Source organism: Arthrobacter sp. R4 (assembly GCF_051365025.1).
Lineage (GTDB): Bacteria > Actinomycetota > Actinomycetes > Actinomycetales > Micrococcaceae > Arthrobacter.
The window spans coordinates 62,461-76,080 of the sequence record NZ_JBLWIJ010000010.1; the positions used below are offsets into that span (position 1 = coordinate 62,461).

Here is a 13,620-nt window from a genome sequence, read left to right on the forward strand (position 1 = left end):
GCTTCATTCGACAGGGCCATTTGACACCGGGCCGGGCACTGAAACGCTAGGCTTGGTTACCGACACGGGGTGCCGCGCAAGGGCCGGCTGAGATCCACACCCGTTGAACCTGTCCGGCTAGCACCGGCGAAGGGATGTCTTCCTTGTCTTCAACTACTGTCCTGCCCCTGGCACCTGTACTCAGCCCGGCAGCGCCGGCCCCGGTCCTCCGGGACGTTCCGCGGGTGCTGTCCATCGCAGGGTCTGACCCGTCCGGCGGCGCCGGCATCCAGGCCGACCTGAAAAGCATCGCAGCCCTTGGCGGTTACGGGATGGCCGCGATCACCGCGCTGACAGCGCAGAACACTCAGGGCGTCCGCGCGGTGCACGTACCGCCGGCCGCCTTCCTGGTCCAGCAGTTGGAAGCCGTGAGCGATGACATCACCATTGATGCCGTCAAAATCGGCATGCTGGGCGATGCCGAGGTGGTGGCCGCGGTCCGCAGCTGGCTCGAAAAGGTGCGTCCCGGCGTCGTAGTCCTTGACCCCGTCATGGTGGCTACCAGCGGCGACAGGCTCCTGCAGGCGTCTGCCGAGGCTGCCCTCCGCGGACTGCTCCCGCTGGCGGACCTGATCACGCCCAATCTCGCTGAACTGGCCATGCTGCTCGGAGAGGCCCAGGCCGGCTCCTGGCCAGAAGCGCTGGAACAGGGCCGGCGGTTGGCGGCGGACACCGGCTCCACCATCCTGGTGAAGGGGGGACATCTCGACGGCGCCGCCTGCCCGGATGCCCTCGTCAATACCGGCGGACTGCTTGCCCAGGAAATTGTGGAGGTTCCGGGGGACAGGATCCCCACCCGGAACAGCCACGGGACGGGCTGCTCGCTCTCGTCGGCCATGGCAACGGCACAGGCCCGCCTGGGGGACTGGGAGGCCTCACTGCGGCACGTCAAGCCCTGGCTGGCAGGTGCCCTGGTGTCCTCGGACGGCCTGGACGTCGGTGCGGGAAACGGTCCCGTCCACCACTTCCACCACCTGCAGGCGGCCACAGGGCCTGCCCTGGAACCGGCCCAGCTCGGCGAGGGCGGCTTCGCCGAGCTCCTCCGTGCGGAGGCCACCGCAGACCTCGCCGCCATCTATGAGCTCGAGTTCATCCGGAACCTCGTGGCAGGAAGCCTGCCCGAAAAGCAGTTCGCCTACTACCTGGCCCAGGATGCCATCTACCTCAATGGGTACTCACGGGTGCTGGCACGGGCCAGCGCCTTGGCCCCCACCGAAGCCGCACAGCTGTTTTGGGCCCGATCAGCCCAGCAATGCCTGGAGGTTGAATCGGAGCTGCATCGGACCTGGCTCAGTACGCGAACCGTGGAGCCCGTCCTCGGTCCTGTCACGAAGTCGTATGTGGACCACCTGCTGGCCGCCTCCGCATCGGGCAGTTACGCGGTGCTGGTGGCAGCGGTCCTGCCCTGCTTCTGGCTCTACGCCGAAGTCGGACAGACCCTCCACGCGCAATTCCTTGCTGCGGGCGCCCCGGCGGACCACCCGTACGCCGAGTGGCTGCGGACGTACGCCGACGAGGACTTCGCGCAGGCCACCCGTGCAGCTATTGCCCTGGCCGACGAAGCCGGACGCCGGGGCTCGGAGGACGAGCGTGCTGCCATGGTCGTCGCTTTCAACCAGTCGTGCCGTTTCGAAGTTGATTTCTTCGACGCGCCGCGGCTGCACGCCTGACGCTCCCCGGCGCATCCAGCCGGTACGATAGTCGGGCACGGTTCCGGATTGTCAGTGTTGCGCACGCTTGTGGCGCTTATCACGGACAGCCCGCCGGAACCAGCCTCATTTGCGGCCGAAGGCAAAATTAGCGTATTCTAGATCTTCGGTGCTTACGCCAACACTTGGGTTACGACCCCACGGCGTTGAGGCACAGCGAGAGCCCAGCCAAATATAGGCCCAGGTTCCGCACGCAAATCTAGTAATAAACGTCGAGAGAAGTGAGTTCCCAAGTGGTGTACGCGATTGTCCGCGCAGGCGGCCGCCAAGAGAAGGTTTCCGTTGGAGACTTCGTTACCCTGAACCGCGTCCCCGGTGGAGCCGGCAGCACCATTCAGCTGCCCGCACTGCTCCTGGTAGACGGTGACAAGGTCACCTCCGCCGCTGCGGACCTGGCCAAGGTAACTGTTACGGCTGAGATCCTCAATGACCTCCGTGGTCCGAAGATCGTCATCCAGAAGTTCAAGAACAAGACCGGTTACAAGAAGCGCCAGGGTCACCGTCAGGAACTGACCAAGGTCAAGATCACTGGTATCAAGTAACCTTCGTTACTGTTCAGGTTTTCAGCAGATTCCCCAGAATTTAGAGGCAGGCATTTCAAATGGCACATAAAAAAGGCGCGAGCTCCACTCGCAACGGTCGTGACTCCAACGCCCAGTACCTCGGCGTCAAGCGCTTCGGCGGCCAGGTAGTTTCCGCAGGCGAAATCATCGTCCGCCAGCGTGGCACCCACTTCCACCCGGGCGCCGGCGTAGGCCGTGGCGGCGACGACACCCTGTTCGCACTGACCCCGGGCGCCGTTGAATTCGGCACCCGCCGCGGTCGCCGCGTTGTCAACATCGTTGCTGCTGCAGCTGCAGAGTAACTCATAGTTCTGAAGCGGTGGAGCGGGCCATTTGGTCCGCTCCACTGTTCTTTTAACCGCATTACAATCGTCTTGGCGCTTTGCAGCGTCCAGGAAACAGCACTGAGGAGATCCACGTGGCGAGCTTTGTAGACCGGGTAGTACTGCACGTATCCGGCGGTACCGGCGGCCACGGCTGTGTCTCCGTCCACCGCGAGAAGTTCAAGCCCCTGGGCGGGCCCGACGGCGGCAACGGCGGCGACGGCGGCGACGTCATCCTCCGCGTGGACCACCAGACCACCACCCTGCTGGACTATCACCACGCCCCGCACCGGCACGCCACCAACGGCGGACCAGGCATGGGGGACTGGCGCGGCGGCAAAAACGGTGAAACCCTCATCCTCCCCGTCCCGGACGGCACCGTGGTCAAGTCCAAGGACGGCACCGTTTTGGCGGACCTCGTCGGCGAAGGAACGGAATACGTCGCGGCGGCCGGCGGCCAGGGCGGCCTCGGCAACGCCGCGCTGTCCTCCCAGAAGCGCCGTGCGCCCGGCTTCGCGCTGCTGGGCATCGAAGGTGAGTCCAGCGACGTCGTGCTGGAGCTGAAGTCCATTGCGGACATCGCCCTGGTTGGCTTCCCGTCCGCCGGCAAGTCGAGCCTGATCGCCGCCATGTCCGCGGCGCGGCCCAAGATCGCCGACTACCCTTTCACCACCCTGATCCCCAACCTCGGCGTTGTCCAGGCAGGCGATGTCCGCTTCACCATTGCCGACGTCCCCGGCCTGATTGAAGGCGCGTCCGAGGGCAAGGGCCTGGGCCACCACTTCCTGCGGCACGTGGAACGCTGCGCCGCGCTGGTGCACGTCCTGGACTGCGGAACCCTCGAATCGGACCGTGATCCCCTGTCCGACCTCGCCGTCATCGAGGCCGAACTGGAGAAGTACGCCGTCGATATGAGCTACGCCGGGCAGGACGGTGAAGTGGTCCCGCTGAACCACCGCCCCCGCCTGGTTGCCCTAAACAAGGTGGACCTCCCGGACGGCAAGGACATGGCGGAATTTGTCCGGCCTGAACTTGAATCCCGCGGCTACCGCGTCTTCGAAATTTCCGCCACCAGCCACGAAGGCCTGCGCCAACTGGGCTTCGCCATGGCTGAAATCGTTAAGGCCGCCCGCGACTCCCTTGCTTCCGCGCCGCCGAAGGTCCAGCCGGTTGTGCTCAAGCCGCGGGCCGTCAACGAGTCCGGCTTTAAGATCCGCCGTGAAGAGAAGAACCTCGAGCCGCTGTTCCGCGTCCTGGGCGAAAAGCCGGTGCGCTGGGTCAAGCAGACCGACTTTACCAACGAGGAAGCCATCGGCTACCTTGCGGACCGCCTGGCCAAGCTCGGCGTCGAAAACGAACTGTTCAAGCAGGGCGCCAAGCCCGGCGACACCGTGGTGATCGGCGAGGACGACGGCGTCGTCTTCGACTGGGAGCCCACCATGATGGCCGGCGCGGAGCTTCTGGCTTCGCCCCGCGGTACGGACGTCCGCTTCGCCGACATCGGCGACCGCCCCACGCGCGGCCAGAAGCGAGACGAGCAGCAGGAACGCAAGGACGCCAAGGCGGCCGCCCGCGCCGAACTCGAAGCCGAGCGCAAGGCCGGGATCTGGACCGAGTCCGTCAGTAGCCGCCGCGTTGCGAAGCCGCTCAAGGAGAGTGGACTGGGCGCAGAAGATGACCAGTAGCGCCGCCACCACTGTGCCCGCCCGGGGCATCGCGGACAGGAGCGTGCTCTCGGGCGCGCGCCGGATCGTTGTCAAAGTCGGTTCGTCGTCGCTGACCAGCATTAAGGGAGGCATCTCCGAGGAGTCGCTGACCGGACTCGCCGACGCGCTGGCAGCCAAGCGGAACTCCGGCACCGAGATCATCCTCGTATCCTCTGGTGCCATTGCTGCCGGTCTGGCCCCGCTGGGGCTGGCCAAGCGGCCGCGTGACCTCGCTACGCAGCAAGCTGCGGCGAGTGTCGGCCAAGGCCTGCTCATGGCCCGATACACGCAGGCGTTCGGAGCGCACGGGGTCACGGTCAGCCAGGTGCTCCTCACCGCTGACGACCTGATGCGCCGCAGCCAGCACACCAACGCCTTCCGTGCCCTGGACAGGCTCCTCAACCTCGGTGTGGTCCCGGTGGTCAACGAAAACGACACCGTCGCCACGCATGAAATCCGCTTCGGCGACAACGACCGCCTCGCCGCCCTCGTTGCGCACCTGGTCCGGGCCGATGCCCTTGTCCTGCTCTCCGACGTCGATTCGCTCTACGACGGACCGCCGTCGCACGGGGCGAAACGGATTCCCCTGGTGGAGGGCCCGCACGACCTCGACGGCGTGACCATCGGCAAGGCAGGCAAAGCCGGCGTTGGCACCGGCGGCATGACCACGAAAGTCGAAGCAGCCACCATCGCCGCCGGATCCGGCATCCACGCACTGGTCACCTCCACGGCCAACGCCGCCGCCGCTCTGGCCGGGGAAGACGTAGGCACCTGGTTCACGGTGAACGGCGCCCGCAAGCCCGTCCGCCTCCTGTGGCTGGCACACCTTGCATCGGTCCATGGCCGGCTGATCCTCGACGACGGCGCCGTCAAAGCGGTCCGGCACCGCCGCACATCGCTGCTCCCGGCCGGCATCTCCGGCGTCGACGGCGATTTTGAAGCAGGCGACGCCGTTGAGATGGTCAGCGCGGACGGCACCGTGATTGCACGCGGACTGGTCAACTACTCAGCTGCCGAATTGCCGCAGATGCTTGGCCGTTCCACCAAGGAACTGGGCAGGGCCCTGGGCCGTGGTTATGACCGTGAAGTTGTTCATGTTGATGACCTGGTGCTTGTCTGAGCCTGACCTCGCCTAAACTTGGAACATGACTGAGGCACTGATCCACAACACCGCTGCGACGTCCGGGGACATCTCTGCTGCCCCCGCTGCTCCTGAGCCCGGCAACCTGCCGCACGCCGCTGCCGTGCCGTTGTCCGTGGAGGACGTCGAAGCCGCGGTCCATGCCATCGCAGACCGCTCACGCCAGGCTGCCCGGAGGATGGCGCGGGCAAACCGCGCGTGGAAGGATCGTGGCCTGCGGGCTATCGGTGCCGCCCTGCTGGAGCGCAGGAACGTGATCCTTGCCGCTAACGCGAAGGACATATCCGCTGGGAAAGCCAACGGCACCTCCGCTGCCCTGCTGGACCGGCTCACCCTCACGGACGGCCGGATCGATGGACTCGTGGCCGCACTGGAAAAACTCGCCAGCCTGCCTGATCCCGTGGGAAACGTCGTCCGCGGGCAGACCCTCCCCAATGGCTTGCGCCTGCGCCAGATCAACGTTCCCATGGGGGTAGTGGCAGCCATTTATGAGGCTCGCCCCAACGTCACCGTGGACATCGCCGGCCTCGCCCTCAAAAGTGGCAATGCTGTGATCTTGCGCGGCGGAACTGCCGCTGCAGCCACCAACGAGGCCCTCGTCCAGGTCCTGCGCGAAGCCCTGGACTCCGTCGGACTTCCGTCCGACGCCGTGCAAACCGTCGACGAGTACGGCCGCGAAGGCGCCAATGCCCTGATGCGCGCCCGCGGAAAGGTCGACGTCCTGATTCCCCGCGGCGGCCGGGAACTCATCCAGACCGTGGTCACCAACTCCGCGGTGCCCGTCATCGAGACCGGCGAAGGCAACGTCCACATCTTCATCGACGAATCGGCCAGTGAAACCATGGCCGTGGAAATCCTCCTGAACGCCAAGACCCAGCGTCCCAGCGTGTGCAACACCGTGGAGACGCTTCTGGTTCACTCGGGATCCACCGTGCTCCCCGCGGTCGCAGCGGCCCTCCGTGAGGCCGGCGTCACGCTGCACACGGACGAGCGCATCCGGGCGGCACTGCCTGCATCGATTGTGTCCGAGCCGGCCACGGACGAGGACTGGGGCACGGAGTACATGGACCTGGACCTGGCGGTAGCCATGGTGGACAGCCTGGACGAGGCCGTCAAGCACATTCGCACCTGGTCCACGGGCCACACCGAAGCCATCCTCACCAACGATCTCGCCAACGCCGAGCGGTTCATCGCGGAGGTGGACTCCGCGGCAGTCATTGTCAACGCATCCACCCGCTTTACTGATGGCGGCGAACTGGGCCTTGGCGCCGAAGTGGGAATCTCCACCCAAAAGCTGCACGCCCGCGGGCCTATGGGGCTGACCGAGCTCACCACCACCAAGTGGATCGTGCAGGGCGAGGGCCAAGTCCGCGGGTAGCAACGCGGTAACATAGACAGAAGTCCGGAACGGCGGGGATATCCGCTGCCACATCCTTTGAACCCTAGGGGAGAACATGCTGCTCCAGCAGATCGCCACGACCATCGCCGAAGGCGAAGAACACGAACTCGCCCCGCTGTGGGCTGAACCGTGGGTCTTCGGTGTGGCCATTTTCGCCATCCTGCTGGTGTTGATGTTCGTCACGCTGTCCTACTCCAACCTCGGGAACCGCCACACCGCCACGGAAGAGCACGCTGATCCGCACCGCCAGCACCCCAACAAGCACGATCACGGCCAGGGCCACTAACATTTCCCGCATTCTGCGCCATCAAGGTGCCGAAGGGCGGCTGCGGCTGGGCGTGATGGGTGGGACCTTCGATCCGATCCATCACGGCCACTTGGTCGCGGCCAGCGAAGTAGCCGCCAAATTCGGCCTGGACGAGGTGGTGTTCGTCCCCACCGGCCAGCCATGGCAGAAAACGCACAAGCAGGTCAGCCTGCCGGAGCACCGCTACTTGATGACGGTGATCGCTACGGCATCCAACCCGCGTTTCACCGTGAGCCGGGTGGATGTGGACCGGCCCGGTCCAACGTATACCATTGATACCTTGCGTGACCTTCGGACCCAGCGTCCGGACGCCGACCTTTTCTTCATCACCGGCGCCGACGCCCTGGCGCAGATCCTGTCGTGGAAAGACATCGACGAGCTCTGGTCGCTGGCACATTTTGTTGGGGTAACCAGGCCCGGGCACGTGCTGGACGGCATGGGACGGAAGGACGTCAGTCTCCTGGAGGTCCCGGCCATGGCCATCTCCTCCACGGACTGCCGCGCCAGGGTAGCCCAGCACAATCCTGTCTGGTACCTCGTGCCGGACGGAGTGGTTCAGTACATCGCCAAATATGGACTGTATGCCGAGGGCGCCGCCAATGGTGAACCAACTACCAAAACAGACGAACCAGCCAGTACTGAATGAGTTCTCAATGAGTCAGGAACAGCCCCCCGTCCGCAGCCGCCGTGAACTTCGGCGGGCCAGAGATGAGAAGCAGGCTAACGGATCCACCGGTCCGGGCCAGGTTTCGCCTGCCTCTAAACAACCTCCGGCAAGCCCTGCAGCTGACCATGCACAGGCGCAGCGCTCCTCGCAGATCAGGGCACGGGACAGGGCGGCCCTGCGCACCATCAAGGAACTCGAAGAGAAAGAGGGACAGCTCGCGGCCGGCGGACCGCCCACCCGCCGGCAGCTGCGGCTCCAGCAGCTCAAGGAACAGGCCGTTACCTCTGCCAACCCTGTTGTTGCTCCTGCGCTTCCCGAGTCCGGCCAAAGCGCTGCCTCGAAAACACCTCAACCTGAGGCCACACCGGTTCCGGCAGCACCACAAGCTGCCGCGTCCCGTAAGTCCCCTGCTTCGCCTGCCAGCCCACGTATCCCGGATGGCATGAGCGTTGAACAGGCGTTGGCGGCCAGGTCCCTGATCGCCGAACAGGCTAAGAACCAGTTGGCCAAAATGGAACACATCGCCTCCCTGGACCCGGAGGCTGTGGACCCGGAAATCCTTGCTGAGCAGATTGCTTTGGCCGAGCGTGCGGCTGTACTGAACCGCCGTGCCATGGCCAAGCAGAAACTGGCAGAACAGGCAGCCCCGCCGGCTCAGGACGCCCCGCCCCGCCCTGCCCCTTCCGCGGCAAGCAACCTCGCCATGGTCACGCCGCTGGAGTTCGTCAAGGTACCGGGCATTGACCGTCCCGTTATGAAGCCGCCGGCAACGTCCTATGTCCCGGTCGTCACCAATCCGGGACCCACACTCCAGCCATCAGCCGGCAAGGGTCGCCGTCCGGCTGAGGCCCCGCGGACAGCCGACGACGCCGACGCCCCTGGTGCAAGTGGCCGCTCACGAGTGATCGCACGCGCAGAGGCCGCAGCCAAGGCTTCCACCCGGCCAAAGCCGGTGATCTTCAGCCCGGCTGAAGCGGCCGGGCAGTCGGAAGATCTTTTTGATGACCTGCCACGGATACCGGCAAGTTCGGCGTACGGACTGGAGCCGCTGGACGCGGCAACAGCAGGGCTCGCCCGTGCCAAGAGGATGCGTGTCATTCAGTATTGCGTCCTGGCCTTCGGAATCCTCGCCCTGGTCTCCGGGATCATGCTTATTATCAGCGGCATCACGCGCTGACCTGGCTGCGGCCACCAATCATCGTTTTTGAAAACTACAAGGAGTCCCGTGACTGCATCAAATTCATCCATCGCCACAGCCCGCCACGCAGCCAAAGCGGCCGCGGACAAGATAGCCCAGGACATCGTGGCCTTGGATGTCAGTGAGCGCCTGGCATTGGCCGACGTGTTCCTCATTGCTTCCGCACCGAGTGAACGCCAGGTCAACGCCATCGTTGACGGCATTGAAGAGGAACTGTCCAAGCAGGACCTCCGCCCCGTCCGTCGTGAAGGACGCTCCGGCGGCCGCTGGGTGCTGTTGGACTACTCCGACATCGTCATCCACGTCCAGCACGAGGAAGACCGTGTTTTCTACGCCCTGGAGCGGCTGTGGAAGGACTGCCCGGTGGTGGACCTCCAGTTGGGCGAGGACACCTCCGCCAAGGCTGCCGCTGCTTCCGAGGCGGAGTAGGCGCTTCGCGAAAACGCCGGGAGCAGCACTGGCAGGCCGAATATGCCCGATTTGGAATTTTCGGAAATGCTGTTCTAAGATATTTGAGTTGCTTCGGGGGAAACGCTGGAGCAATGAAGAAATCTGGGGCTGTGGCGCAGCTGGTAGCGCACCTGCATGGCATGCAGGGGGTCAGGGGTTCGAGTCCCCTCAGCTCCACCATATTGGTTTTGTTCGAAACATCCGCAAACACTTGGTGCGGAATGGGCCAGTAGCAAAACCTAAAGGAGAGTTACCAAACTTGGTAGCTCTCCTTTTTTGGTTTTTGGTTATCTGCGGATCATCGGTGCAGTGGGCCATGCACGGAATCGGGAGTGGGGCTTCAGCGGTTCGTTCCGCAACGGTCTGACCCGACTTCTCAGATGACTCTGCGTCCACCTTCCAGGCTGACAACGCAGTCGGCCGCAGCGACTGACTCTTCATCGTGGCTGACGCAGGCCACAGCCGCTCCGCGATTGGCCTCTCCTGCAAGTATGGACCGTGTCCGCTCGCGGCTCTCGAGGTCGAGTCCGGCGGCAGGCTCATCGAGCAGGAAGATGCGCGCCTGACGGGCGATCCCCTGAGCCAGCAACGCGCGTTGGCGCTGGCCGCCGGAAAGGGCGTTGAATGGCGAAGATGCGAGGTTTGTGAGCTGGACCCGTTCCAGGGCGTCGGCAACTCGTATTGTCCGTTCCTCTTTGGTGATTTTGGAGGCACGGCCTGGTGATGCACCCCACGTACCCATCATCACCACGTCACGAACCGTGAGCGGGAGTGCATCAGGAGTTGTGACCCGCTGGACCATCAGCGCCACGTCGTCGGCGCGATGAAGAGTGCCCCGGAGAGGCTTACGTACGCCTGCAAGGATCTCGATAAGCGTGGATTTGCCTGCACCATTAGGCCCGGCGATCGCCGTTACCGTTCCCCATCGCAGATCGATGTCAACGTCCGCCAAGGCGGGAGATTCTCCGAAATTGAAATAAAGGTGTCGAGCGCGAAGGGCATAGTCGGAAGGGATCACTCTTCAACCTTAGCTGAAATTGATAATCATTATCAATAGTGGCTATGGTGGTCACGTGCAATGGCTGACCGAACCTTTTACCGCAGACTTCTTTCTGCGGGCTCTCCTTGGCGGCGTCCTCGTCGCCCTCATCTGTGGTGTCGTAGGCACCTGGGTGGTAATCCGCGGCATGGCCTTCCTTGGAGAAGCGATAGGTCACGGCATGCTGCCCGGCGTAGCTCTGGCAACAGTTACCGGTGCCCCTGCCATCGTTGGTGGGGCGGTGAGCGCCATCATCATGAGCGCGATGATCAGCGCGCTGCAGCGGCGGGGTCGCCTTTCCTACGACACGAGCATCGGTCTGTTGTTCGTGGCGATGCTCTCCCTCGGCGTCATCATCGTGTCCCATTCACGCTCTTTCGCTACCGATGCGACAGCCATGCTCTTTGGCGACATTCTCGCTTTGGACGATGGGGACTTGCTTGGACTTCTCGCCGCCGCGACTATCACAGTCACTATCGCCGTCGTCCTCCATCGCAACTTCGTCGCCGCTGCTTTTGATACCCGGATTGCCGTGACGTTGGGCCTTCGTCCCCATTTCGCCCAGCTGGCACTGGTGGGACTCGTGACCCTTGCTGTTGTTTCTTCATATCAGGCCGTCGGATCTTTGCTTGTGGTTGGGCTGTTGCTCGCACCCGCAGTAGCTGCCAGCCCCTGGACGCGCAGCATTCCCGCCCGCATGGTGGGCGCATCCTCTTTTGGCGCATTGGCGGTGGGTCTCGGACTGCTGTGCTCCTGGTACGCCGGCACTGCGGCAGGCGCTTCCATCTCCGCAGCCGCGATCACACTGGCTGTCTTTTCCACTGCCGGAGCTCGCCTGTACGGCTGGCGAAGCAGGCAGGCAACCACTCACGAGCCTACGCCGGCCCCCGCTTCTCTATCCCTCACTGGAAAGTAATAATGAATCTCCGAACAGCGCAAACAGTCCTGGCCGCCCTGGCCCTTCTTTTTGTCGCGGGGTGTGGCAGTGCGCCAACCCAGCCCGAACCGCAACCTGACACGAGCAAATCGGCCTCCGGTGGTGATGGGCATGGAGCGATTGCGGGAGTGGCCGAGGTCGCTGAACCGCAGCTTCATCTTGTGGCGATCGACGCCGAAGGCGAAGCCTCGATGCTGGACCTCCTCACCGGAACAGAGTCCCGGTTGGGGCACGTAGGTCCGCCGGCCCATGTTAGTACTGATGGCCGCTACGTCTTTGCAGCCACCAGCTCCGGCGTGGACATTGTGGATAGCGGCGTATGGACCTGGGATCACGTGGACCACTTCCACTATTACCGGACAGAACCCAAGACTCTGGGAAGGGTTGCAGGCGAGGGCACAGCCACTATCGCCACAGGCATGCTTTCGACGGCCGGTACAACGGGGCTGTTCTTCCCTTCTTCCGGGGAGGCTATCCTGCTGGATAACTCGGCGCTCTCCAATGGGACTATCTCCGAAACCCTTCGCCTCAAGACCGAACCGCACGCCGGCATCCTCGCCCCCCTGGGTGAGGGGGCCGTAGTCTCCGAGCCCGACAACACAGGGAAGGCTGCGCGGTTGCGTGCCGTCGACGCTACCGGCAAGGAGTTGGCTACCACCGAATGCCCGGCGGCAGCAGGAAGCATCACCACCCGGCTGGGTCTGGTCATCGGTTGCGCGGATGGCGCAGTGATCGCCACGACGGAGGGGGTGACACCGGTCTTCGAACGGGTTCCCTACCCGGCCGGGGCGGCCCCGGCAACGGAATTCGATGGACGGAAGGGCAGGCCCACGGTCGCCGGGCTCAGTACTGATGCCGGAGTCTGGCTGCTGAACACCCGCCAGCGGGCTTGGGAGTGGCTGCCGACCTCTACCCCGGTACTCGCCGCGGCAACAGTTGACGACCCTGACCACCATGTAGTTGTCGTTGGCGCTGACGGCACGGTCCAGGTATATGACGCATCGACAAAAGAGCGCATCGCGGTCACCGAACCGCTGTTGGCGGCAACCCTCGCGGATTCAGCCTTGGCTGGAAAAGTGCAGCTCACCCTCGATGGCCAGCGCGCCTACGTCAGCGCACCGGCGGAGGGCATTGTCTATGAAATTGACTACGCCGATGACGCACGGATTGCCCGGACCCTCAAGCTGCCCACAAAGCCCGTGCATCTCGTGGAGACCGGTCGATGAAGCGCGCGCCGCTGATTGCCCTCGCCGCTGCGGCTGCGCTGATATTTTCCGGTTGCTCACAACCGATCACGCCGGAGAAGCCCCAGGTTGTGGTGACCACCAACATTCTGGGTGATGTGACGCGACAGGTCCTTGGAGACCAGGTCCAGGTGACTACTCTCATGCAGCCAAATGCTGATCCGCACTCCTTTGAAATATCGGCCCAGGAAGCGTCCCTCATGGGCAGTGCGGACCTGGTGGTGTCCAACGGCCTCGGCCTGGAGGGAGGGCTGCAACAGCACCTCGACAGGGCTGCAAAGGCCGGTGCGCCAATGTTGGTGGCGGGGGACGTGGTCGAGGTCCTGCCCTACAGCTCCGGAGATGCTGAAGGCACCCCTGACCCCCATTTCTGGACCGATCCTGCCGCCATGCTCGATGTCGTCAACGCCATGGAAACCGCCGCGCGGAACATTGAAGGAATCGACGCCGGGCGGCTGGCTGCCAGCGCAGACGCCTACCGGGATCAACTCACCCGGCTGGACATCGAGATGACAGATGCTTTTGCTGCCATTCCCAAGGAGCGCCGGGCCTTGGTGACGAACCACCATGTTTTCGGCTACCTCGCAGAACGGTTCGATTTCCGCGTTGTTGGCGCCGTCATCCCTGGGGGGACCACCTTGGCAGCCCCCAGCGCTGCCGATCTGCGCAAGCTCAGCGAGGCCGTCCGTGACGCCGGTGTCCCAACCATCTTTGCCGAATCGTCCCAGCCCGACCGCCTGGTGCAAGTACTCGCCAGCGAGGCTGGCCTCAATGTGCGGGTCGCTGAACTGTTCACCGAATCGCTGACCGGCCCCGACGGAGGCGCAGCAACCTACCTGGACATGATGCGTGCCAACACGGAGCGGATTGTCCAAGGACTCAGGACTTGACCACATCG

General features: G+C 64.1%; 14 protein-coding genes, 1 tRNA gene and 1 riboswitch. Of the genes, 14 read left to right on the forward strand and 1 reads right to left on the reverse strand.

Annotated features, from left to right (window positions below):
* Positions 1-55 precede the first annotated feature (55 nt).
* A riboswitch (TPP riboswitch) is annotated at positions 56-152 on the forward strand.
* The 11 genes from ACLKOZ_RS06095 (at position 135) to ACLKOZ_RS06145 (ending at position 9,682) form a co-directional block, all read left to right on the forward strand.
* Positions 135-1,709 (forward strand): bifunctional hydroxymethylpyrimidine kinase/phosphomethylpyrimidine kinase, encoded by a 1,575-nt coding sequence (locus ACLKOZ_RS06095; RefSeq protein ID WP_436473610.1) that lies wholly within the window; start codon positions 135-137, stop codon positions 1,707-1,709. (Overlaps the previous riboswitch by 18 nt.)
* A gap of 272 nt (positions 1,710-1,981) precedes the next feature.
* On the forward strand, positions 1,982-2,290 hold the full coding sequence (gene rplU / locus ACLKOZ_RS06100) for a 50S ribosomal protein L21 (RefSeq protein ID WP_066291943.1): 309 nt from the start codon (positions 1,982-1,984) through the stop codon (positions 2,288-2,290).
* Positions 2,291-2,349: 59 nt separating this feature from the next.
* Positions 2,350-2,613 (forward strand): 50S ribosomal protein L27, encoded by a 264-nt coding sequence (gene rpmA / locus ACLKOZ_RS06105; protein WP_009372867.1) that lies wholly within the window; start codon positions 2,350-2,352, stop codon positions 2,611-2,613.
* A gap of 116 nt (positions 2,614-2,729) precedes the next feature.
* Positions 2,730-4,319 carry a GTPase ObgE gene (obgE, locus tag ACLKOZ_RS06110; RefSeq protein WP_436473613.1) on the forward strand — a complete coding sequence of 530 codons (1,590 nt, stop codon included), beginning with the start codon at positions 2,730-2,732 and terminating at the stop codon, positions 4,317-4,319.
* On the forward strand, positions 4,309-5,460 hold the full coding sequence (gene proB / locus ACLKOZ_RS06115; protein ID WP_337348201.1) for a glutamate 5-kinase: 1,152 nt from the start codon (positions 4,309-4,311) through the stop codon (positions 5,458-5,460). The genes obgE and proB overlap by 11 nt, the downstream gene beginning before the upstream one ends.
* A 25-nt stretch (positions 5,461-5,485) precedes the next feature.
* Entirely contained in the window at positions 5,486-6,859 is a 1,374-nt protein-coding gene (locus tag ACLKOZ_RS06120; RefSeq protein WP_436473615.1) for a glutamate-5-semialdehyde dehydrogenase, read from the forward strand.
* A gap of 76 nt (positions 6,860-6,935) precedes the next feature.
* Entirely contained in the window at positions 6,936-7,166 is a 231-nt protein-coding gene (locus ACLKOZ_RS06125) for a hypothetical protein (RefSeq protein ID WP_337348199.1), read from the forward strand.
* A 1-nt stretch (position 7,167) separates the two neighbouring features.
* Complete coding sequence (nadD, locus tag ACLKOZ_RS06130) at positions 7,168-7,833, forward strand: nicotinate-nucleotide adenylyltransferase (RefSeq protein ID WP_436474251.1); 666 nt, start codon at positions 7,168-7,170, stop codon at positions 7,831-7,833.
* Between the two features lie 7 nt (positions 7,834-7,840).
* Complete coding sequence (locus ACLKOZ_RS06135) at positions 7,841-9,031, forward strand: hypothetical protein (RefSeq protein WP_436473617.1); 1,191 nt, start codon at positions 7,841-7,843, stop codon at positions 9,029-9,031.
* 48 nt (positions 9,032-9,079) lie between these two features.
* On the forward strand, positions 9,080-9,481 hold the full coding sequence (rsfS, locus tag ACLKOZ_RS06140; protein ID WP_436473619.1) for a ribosome silencing factor: 402 nt from the start codon (positions 9,080-9,082) through the stop codon (positions 9,479-9,481).
* A gap of 125 nt (positions 9,482-9,606) precedes the next feature.
* Positions 9,607-9,682 (forward strand) — tRNA-Ala (locus ACLKOZ_RS06145).
* A 196-nt stretch (positions 9,683-9,878) separates the two neighbouring features.
* Here the strand turns inward: ACLKOZ_RS06145 and ACLKOZ_RS06150 are convergent.
* Positions 9,879-10,454 (reverse strand): ATP-binding cassette domain-containing protein, encoded by a 576-nt coding sequence (locus ACLKOZ_RS06150; RefSeq protein ID WP_436473621.1) that lies wholly within the window; start codon positions 10,452-10,454, stop codon positions 9,879-9,881.
* 121 nt (positions 10,455-10,575) lie between these two features.
* Between ACLKOZ_RS06150 and aztB the strand changes: the two genes are divergently transcribed.
* The 3 genes from aztB to aztC are packed head-to-tail and all read left to right on the forward strand — an operon-like array spanning position 10,576 to position 13,612.
* Complete coding sequence (gene aztB, locus ACLKOZ_RS06155) at positions 10,576-11,457, forward strand: zinc ABC transporter permease AztB (protein ID WP_436473623.1); 882 nt, start codon at positions 10,576-10,578, stop codon at positions 11,455-11,457.
* A 2-nt stretch (positions 11,458-11,459) separates the two neighbouring features.
* Positions 11,460-12,704 carry an ABC transporter gene (locus tag ACLKOZ_RS06160; protein ID WP_436473625.1) on the forward strand — a complete coding sequence of 415 codons (1,245 nt, stop codon included), beginning with the start codon at positions 11,460-11,462 and terminating at the stop codon, positions 12,702-12,704.
* Positions 12,701-13,612, forward strand: coding sequence for a zinc ABC transporter substrate-binding protein AztC (gene aztC / locus ACLKOZ_RS06165; protein WP_436473627.1), 912 nt, complete (start codon positions 12,701-12,703; stop codon positions 13,610-13,612). The genes ACLKOZ_RS06160 and aztC overlap by 4 nt, the downstream gene beginning before the upstream one ends.
* The last annotated feature ends 8 nt before the right edge of the window (positions 13,613-13,620 follow it).